This is a genomic window from Halalkalibacter flavus, assembly GCF_036663575.1.
GTDB lineage: Bacteria > Bacillota > Bacilli > Bacillales > Bacillaceae_D > Halalkalibacter > Halalkalibacter flavus.
In genome coordinates, this window is sequence record NZ_JAWRVK010000081.1 from 1 (window position 1) to 7,474 (window position 7,474).

Annotated in this window: 6 protein-coding genes and 1 riboswitch; of the genes, 3 read left to right on the forward strand and 3 right to left on the reverse strand. The window is 35.1% G+C overall.

Features of this window, described 5'->3' with window-relative positions:
• Positions 1-482: 482 nt before the first annotated feature.
• From SAY88_RS24150 to SAY88_RS24160, 3 genes are all read left to right on the forward strand, one after another.
• Positions 483-1,511 carry a potassium channel family protein gene (locus tag SAY88_RS24150; protein WP_332634970.1) on the forward strand — a complete coding sequence of 343 codons (1,029 nt, stop codon included), beginning with the start codon at positions 483-485 and terminating at the stop codon, positions 1,509-1,511.
• 83 nt (positions 1,512-1,594) lie between these two features.
• Positions 1,595-1,741, forward strand: a riboswitch (cyclic di-AMP (ydaO/yuaA leader).
• Between the two features lie 64 nt (positions 1,742-1,805).
• The gene (locus tag SAY88_RS24155; RefSeq protein ID WP_332634972.1) at positions 1,806-2,471 is read left to right on the forward strand and encodes a potassium channel family protein; all 666 of its coding nucleotides are present in this window, start codon (positions 1,806-1,808) and stop codon (positions 2,469-2,471) included.
• Positions 2,472-2,473: 2 nt separating this feature from the next.
• The gene (locus SAY88_RS24160) at positions 2,474-3,814 is read left to right on the forward strand and encodes a TrkH family potassium uptake protein (RefSeq protein WP_332634974.1); all 1,341 of its coding nucleotides are present in this window, start codon (positions 2,474-2,476) and stop codon (positions 3,812-3,814) included.
• Between the two features lie 807 nt (positions 3,815-4,621).
• Here the strand turns inward: SAY88_RS24160 and SAY88_RS24165 are convergent.
• From SAY88_RS24165 to SAY88_RS24175, 3 genes are all read right to left on the reverse strand, one after another.
• Positions 4,622-5,191, reverse strand: coding sequence for a class I SAM-dependent methyltransferase (locus SAY88_RS24165; RefSeq protein ID WP_332634978.1), 570 nt, complete (start codon positions 5,189-5,191; stop codon positions 4,622-4,624).
• Positions 5,192-5,346: 155 nt separating this feature from the next.
• Entirely contained in the window at positions 5,347-5,832 is a 486-nt protein-coding gene (locus tag SAY88_RS24170) for a CDI toxin immunity protein (protein ID WP_332634976.1), read from the reverse strand.
• Positions 5,833-6,036: 204 nt separating this feature from the next.
• On the reverse strand, positions 6,037-7,029 hold the full coding sequence (locus SAY88_RS24175) for an NAD(P)-dependent alcohol dehydrogenase (protein WP_332634979.1): 993 nt from the start codon (positions 7,027-7,029) through the stop codon (positions 6,037-6,039).
• Between the last annotated feature and the right edge of the window lie 445 nt (positions 7,030-7,474).

The following is a 7,474-nucleotide window of genomic DNA, read 5'->3' on the forward strand; positions in this document are numbered from 1 at the left end:
ACCTTTCTTCTATATAGTGTAACAAATCTATAGAAACTTAACTAAGTTGTGTCCATGAAACTATACTAGCATCATATTCTGCTTCCTTACTGCAACAAGAAAAGGCAAATCCCCCTGTTCAGCATTCGCACTCCATTCGTTGAACAAAATTTAAGGTGTTTTCAACAAATTATTTAATTTATCCAACGCTTCACTTACTTCTTTTCTTAGTTGTTGTACCGAGTATATCTTCGCTACATATAACCTAATAAGTCCAAGAGTCTTTTACAACATTGTACAAGCCCTTTACTGTCATGTCATGGTACAAAGCTCTGATGCCTTCTATACCAGGCTCGGTAATAAGTATATGCGCTATAGTCACAATTGCAAATTTACTCTAGTAAACTTACAATTGTAACTTTACCCTCTAACCGTAATTTTTTAATTTGATCACTTATAACGTCATTAACATTGGAAATCTTATTAATAAAGGAGGTTTTTAAATGTTAATGATATTTGAATTAATGAAAATTACGGTCAACATTAGAAAGTTAACCCTTTTACTGATATCAGTTATCTTTCTAATTAGTAGCTCATTTATTATTCACTGGTTAGAACCTGAAATGTTTCCGAATCCCTTTATTGGTTTTTGGTATGTTATGACTACTGTGACAACGACAGGATATGGTGATTTTGTTCCAGATACAACAATAGGCAAGATTTTTGGATTATTTTTATACTTTTTTGGAATAGGCTTAATCGGTATTGTGATTGGCAAAATTGTAGCAAGCTTTGGTGTGTTACGAAAAATGAAGGAGGAAGGGAAATTGAATTATAAAGGAAGGGGTCACTATGTGATCATCGGCTGGTCCAATAAAGCAAAACATACTATGAATGAAATCTTTGAAATTGATGATCAAGCTAATATACTTCTTATCGACACCCTACCGAAAGCTCCTTTAGAGCGCGTAAGGTTTACATATATACAAGGTGATGCAACTGATAAAGAAACTTTGGAAAAGGCCAATGTACTCGATGCAAAAGCTGTATTAATATTTACTGGAGATAATGAATATAATACTGTCGCTGCTGATGGGCAATCACTATTGACTGTGTCGACAATTGAAAGCTATGCCGTGCAGATGAAAAAAGAAATCTATACCATTGTGGAGATTCTCAAGGAAAAGCATATTTCAAATTTTGAACATGCTAATGTTGATGAGTTTATCATAGCCGATGAAGCTTTATCCGACCTAATGGCAAAAGCTGCAGTAGATAAAGGATCAAGTAAGTTAATTATGGAACTTCTAAGCAGGCGAAGCGGCGTAGACATTCGTAAAATCAAGAATAATCAAGTCTGGAAAACGTATAATGATGCTTTTGAGGCTTTAAAAAAACTAGGAGCAAATTTGATTTCAGATCGAGATGATTTTAACATTCTATCGAAATTAGGCGAAAGCATTCCTAATGATGCTGAGCTTTACGTTATATGCAGTAAAGAATCATATGACAAAATAATGGAAGCCAGATAAATTAAGGCTTTAAAATTTCCACAAAATGTATTGACAATCTAATAAAACAGGAGTAAATTCTCTATTAGTAAATTTAATAATTTACCTTTTAGTCGCTTAATCTTTTTGAGCGGGGGAACCAACTTTGATGGATATTTTTCCATCTTGGGGTGAATCTTACTTTAGTAAGAGGGGATACTCTCAGTCCCTAATCCGACAGCTAACCTCGTCAGCGTTTTATTTGGAGAGAAGGGTCTGTGTTGGACCATTCTTAGTGATGGTCTATTTTATTTTGCAAAAAAGAGGTGGAGAAAAATGGCAGATAAGAAGAAACAATTTGCCGTTATTGGCTTAGGCCGATTCGGAGGAAGTGTTTGTAAAGAGCTCTATAGAATGGGGCACCAAGTATTAGCAATTGATAATAGAGAACAAAAGGTAACTGAGTTTGCCCAACACTCTACCCATTCTGTTATTGCGGACTCGACTGATGAAAAGGCATTGCAATCTCTAGGCATTCGGAACTTTGAGTACGTGATCGTCGCAATCGGGGATAATATTCAATCAAGTATATTGACTACGCTTGTCCTCAAAGAAATGGAAGTTGAGAACGTATGGGTTAAAGCACAGAATGCCTATCATCATAAGGTACTAGAGAAGATAGGTGCCGATCGAATTATTCACCCTGAACATGATATGGGTATCAGGATTGCCCAACATTTAACCTCAGAAAAGATTGTTGATTATATTGAGCTATCTAATGAATATAGCATTGTTGAATTATTAGCAACAAACAAAGTGCATCACCGATCGATTATTGATTTAGATGTTCGTGCTAGGTTTGGTTGTACAATCTTGGCCGTAAAACACGGAGAAGAGATTAATGTATCTCCTCTGCCAGATGATATGATTTATGTAAATGATGTCCTTATCGTAATTGGACACAAAAGAGATTTAAAACGGTTTGAGGAAGAAGGTATGTGACCATGTCCTTTCCTAAAAAAGGTATTTTACATAAGCGACTTCACTTATCCCCTCCTCAAACGTTGGCTCTTAGCTTTTTTCTTGCTATTGTGATTGGGACACTTTTATTAAAACTTCCTTTTGCAACAACAAAGCCAATTGCCTGGATCGATGCATTATTTACTGCAACATCCGCCACAACCGTTACAGGTCTTGTAGTTGTAGACACGGGGACAGCTTTTACGGTATTTGGACAAGTAGTGATTATGATACTAATTCAAATTGGTGGATTAGGATTAATGACGTTTGCAGTATTAATTGTCGTCGTATTAGGAAAAAAAATTGGGTTAAAAGAACGAATGTTAGTACAGGAAGCTTTAAATCAAACTTCCATTGGTGGCGTCATACGTCTCGTAAAGATTTTATTTATTTTCGCTGTTTTAATGGAATTGATTGCTGTTATATTACTCTCCATTCGTTGGGTTCCAGAGTACGGTTGGGCTTTTGGCATCTATACAAGTATTTTTCATGCAATTTCTGCATTTAATAACGCTGGATTTTCGCTCTGGTCTGATAGCTTAATGGGATACGTTGGAGACCCTGCTGTAAACATTATTATTACATTACTATTTATTACAGGCGGGATTGGTTTTACTGTTTTGTCTGACTTATGGCATACAAAAGAGTTTCATCGACTATCCTTACATTCGAAATTAATGTTAGTTGGTACATTAGTCATAAATGTTGTAGCTATGATGTTGCTTTTCACACTAGAATACGCCAACCCGGCTACTTTAGGTACCCTAGATCTCACGGATAAGCTTTGGGCTTCTTATTTTCAAGCAGTTACACCTAGAACGGCTGGATTTAATTCAATAGATATTGGCAGCATGACTTCTGGATCAATTGTCTTTTTACTACTGCTAATGTTCATAGGAGCAGGAAGTGCTTCCACAGGCAGTGGAATCAAGTTGACAACATTTATTGTTATTGTCCTGGCTGTTATCACATTCCTAAGAGGAAAAAATGATGCTGTAGCGTTTGAACGCACAATTAGACTTCAAATGATCATCCGCTCATTAGCAATTGTTGTGATTAGTTTGTTTGCTGTATTCCTTACCATCCTAGCTCTGTCTGTTACAGAAAATGCTCCATTTATTATGATTGTCTTTGAAGCTTTTTCTGCATTTGGTACCGTTGGGTTATCGATGGGGTTAACAGGAGAATTATCTCCTTTAGGAAAACAAATTATTATTATTTTAATGTTTATTGGACGAATCGGGCCATTAACATTGGCTTTCTCATTAGCGAGAGCTCAAAAATCAAGCATCCGTTACCCAGATGGAGAGGTATTTACAGGGTAATGTTAAAGCTAAACTTTTAAATTAAAATAAAGCCTCTTACACACTGTAATAAATAGTCAATTAATAAAATGTCACACATTATAAAGGGTAAAAGAATTAGGATAGGAGAGCAGTGAGAATATCTGCTTTACCTATCCTTTTATTCTAGTAACTGCTTCGTTAGCACTAGAAGCTGTCAGCTCTATTCCGCTATCGCTCCCGATAGTTAAGTTTATTCCATAATATTTTGCTCTACTTGCTTCATATAATATTCGATTGCTAGATTGAGTCATTTTTGTTCATCTTCTGTAAATGGTGAAGGTGCTGTATTTTCTAATTCTTGAATATGCATATCTTACGTATGCATACCATGAAATAATACGGTCTATCCACTTCTCCTTCTTCCTCAACTAACTTAATAACTCTTTTAATAGATTTTATTGATTGTTCAATTTGTTTCTTTTCTATTTCTAAAGCTTACATATGAAGGGATAAACTTTCATTCAGTTCAACGGTAAAACTCGTTTCATGTAAATGCACAACAGTTCCTCAACTATTACACCCCTTATTTTAAGTGAAACTCTTTACAAATACCTATCAACCATAAGATTCAGCAACTTTATATCTTTTATTTGTTCAATATGTCTTTGCTCGTGTAAGTACAGTAAGGTGTTGCTCCGTTAAATGGTCCTTTACATGAAGAAAGACGCTTTCCTTATTTCAGAAAAGCGACTTCAGGACAGCTCTCTATTAACCAATCTTGGTAATGAGATAGTAACTCTCTAGACTTCCATTCATATGCGTTTGGTTCATTTTCAGGTGGCGGTGCTATAAAAGGTTTTTGAACAAATACATTAAAAAAGTGCATACCGTCTTTGTTTGTGTAACTCTTATAATTATCAAATATTTCTCTACGGAATTTGGGATTAATGTAATGTAATGTAATACGCCACTTGAAAACAAGATATCAAATTGTGTATTTAACCTAAAATCTGTAATATCATCCTTAAAAACTTTCACATTAACTCTGGCCATATCTGCAAATCTCTTTGTTTTTTCAATCCCTGCATCTGAAATATCAAATGCCGTTACATCATAACCATTTTTTGCAAAAAATACTGCATCTTTCCCTTCGCCACAGCCTATGTCTAACAATTTCAGATGTTTAGTAGGTGGCATAAGTTCAAGAACCTTATAGCAATCTTTATTAGGCTTTAAACCCCAATAATATTCTTGTGTTGCATATTCTTCTTCGTAAATAGTAACTCGTTTGTCGTATGATATATATCCTAACAATTTATCTACACTTACCTCTAAAACTTTGGAAATCTCTGGAAGTAATGTAATATCAGGCATAGCTTGTTCATTTTCCCACTTAGAAACTGCTTGATACGAAATTTTGAGTTTTTGAGCAAGTCCTTCCTTGGTCTGTTACTTCATTAATCCAATGGAGGTCAACAGAATCTATTCAGGATATAGAAACCATATATTTTCCTTCCTTGTTAGAAGCGACAGCCCTGTTCTGCTATCGCATTCGTTAGTTCAGTAACAAATCATATCCAACCTATGCTAACTATATCATCATGGTTAATTTCAACTACATATCTTAGTGAAGGACAATAAATCCATTGGTCTGGACCCACATACATAACATCCTCAATACAGTCCAGTATTGTAAATAAAGTGGTCTTTACAACTGGGTATTTATATTCACCAACAATAAGGTAAACAGGAACTGTTATATCCAAAGATTTATTCAATAGAACAGTAGGGATATTTAATATATCTTCTGTAGTAAAAATAATTTTATTGTCTACCTTTTCCCAATCAATTCTTCCCCAAGATGCAATTGGAAAACAATCTGTCATATTGCTTTCAATCTTGTCACTTTCGACCTCATCTAAGATTTCCACATCACTTTCTTCGGGAAACAATTCTAACATCTCAGTAATTTGTTTTTCTCTTTGCAATTTTTCTTTCTGTTTCTTTCTTTCTTGGATTAGATGCTCTAATCGCTTTCTTCTATCTTCTCTTTTCACGGGATAATGCTCCTTTACCACCCGATTATCTGTTTTACAAATTATATTACTTTTTGCTACTTCACTAAACTGCTTCGTTAGTCAATAAGCGTTCCTGCTACTAATGCAGAAACGCTCCCGTTACTTTAAGTATATTCTTTCACAATCTGAACATCGAATAACATAGATTACTTTATTGTAGGTTATTATTGCATGTACCAGAGATTAAATAGTTATTACAACATCTCCCTTTTTTTGTCCTGATTCTACATACCTATGTGCCTCAGCAGTCTGTTCTAAAGGATAGGATCTATCAATGACCGACTTTACCTTACCCTTCTCAATTAGCTCTTTGACGAAAATTAAATCTTCAGTCTTTTCACGTGCCAAAGCACAGATCACTCTCTTACTGCTAAAAATGGTAGTCCAGAGCATTAGAGAAAGCTGTTTTAGCTTAAAGCTGGCTAAAAGGTAATGTCCATTCTCCTTTAAAGAGCCTTTACAAACTGAAAGCGAACTCTTGCCTAAAACGTCAAAAATAAGATCATAAGTTTCACCGTTTTTGGTAAAATCCTCTTTAGTGTAATCAATAACCTTATCAGCCCCCAGAAATTTTATTAATTCTAATCTTGGGGTACTGCAAACTCCAGTAACTTCTGCTCCAAAGTATTTGGCAATTTGTAACGCAGCTGAACCAATCCCCCCAGATGCACCAATAATGAGTACTTTTTGTCCACTATGCACTTTTACTTTTCGAAGTAAATTCAACGCCATTATTGCCCCATAAGGGACAACAGTGGCTTCCTCATATGTCATATTCGCTGGTTTTGTTGCCAATATCCCTTTTTCTGATATACATATATACTCCGCATAAGCACCCATACTTTGTCCCATATATCCAAAAACCTGATCTCCTAGTTTAAATGATTCGACATTTTTTCCTACAGATTCAATTTTCCCTGCAAATTCACTTCCCAGTATTGTTATCTTTGGTTTTCGGAATCCAAAAAATATTTTTGCAAAAAACCAGAAAAGAAATGGCATGTTGAATTTACGAGGGGTGATCTCCTTAAAATTTCGACCCAAAATATCTCCGTATTTTACAGACGTTGCATAAACTCTAACTAACAATTCATTGTCCTTTGGAATAGGTTTTTTCACATCTTTTAGTTCAAAGACATCAGGTGAACCATACTTATTACATACTGCCGCTTTTATTTTCGATCATCTCCTTTTATAAATAGAGAGCATAAACCAATCATTCTCGACCTCTTCCTTTAAAAACCACCTCTTAATTAGATTTTACCTTTATTTGAGATAGATATGTCTTTATGAGGTGGGTTATTCTGAAAATCCACTTTGTTAGTTAAATAGCTCTTACGCTATCTCATCCGTTAGCCATCCATGCAGCATAAAATCATTGCTTCACCACAGAGAATGAAGATGGTTAGGAAGTGGCAATACTGATACTGACCTTAATCCAGTCAATCCTAATCCATAGACTTATTAATTAACGCTCTCCTCTTTTTTTTAACGATTGAGCAGGGTCTTTTTTAGTATTGTCTTTTTTTATTTTTGAAGAAACCATTTTCATGGTAGACCCTCATGCCGCGCTGCGGCACCATCAAATATATGAAAAAGAATGATCCCCAAGTGTAGTTTC

Excerpts from the sequence above, each read along its gene's own strand:
- SAY88_RS24150 (WP_332634970.1), top strand. The coding sequence starts at position 483 with ATGTTAATGATATTTGAATTAATGAAAATTACGGTCAACATTAGAAAG.
- SAY88_RS24155 (WP_332634972.1), top strand. The coding sequence starts at position 1,806 with ATGGCAGATAAGAAGAAACAATTTGCCGTTATTGGCTTAGGCCGATTC.
- SAY88_RS24160 (WP_332634974.1), top strand. The coding sequence starts at position 2,474 with ATGTCCTTTCCTAAAAAAGGTATTTTACATAAGCGACTTCACTTATCC.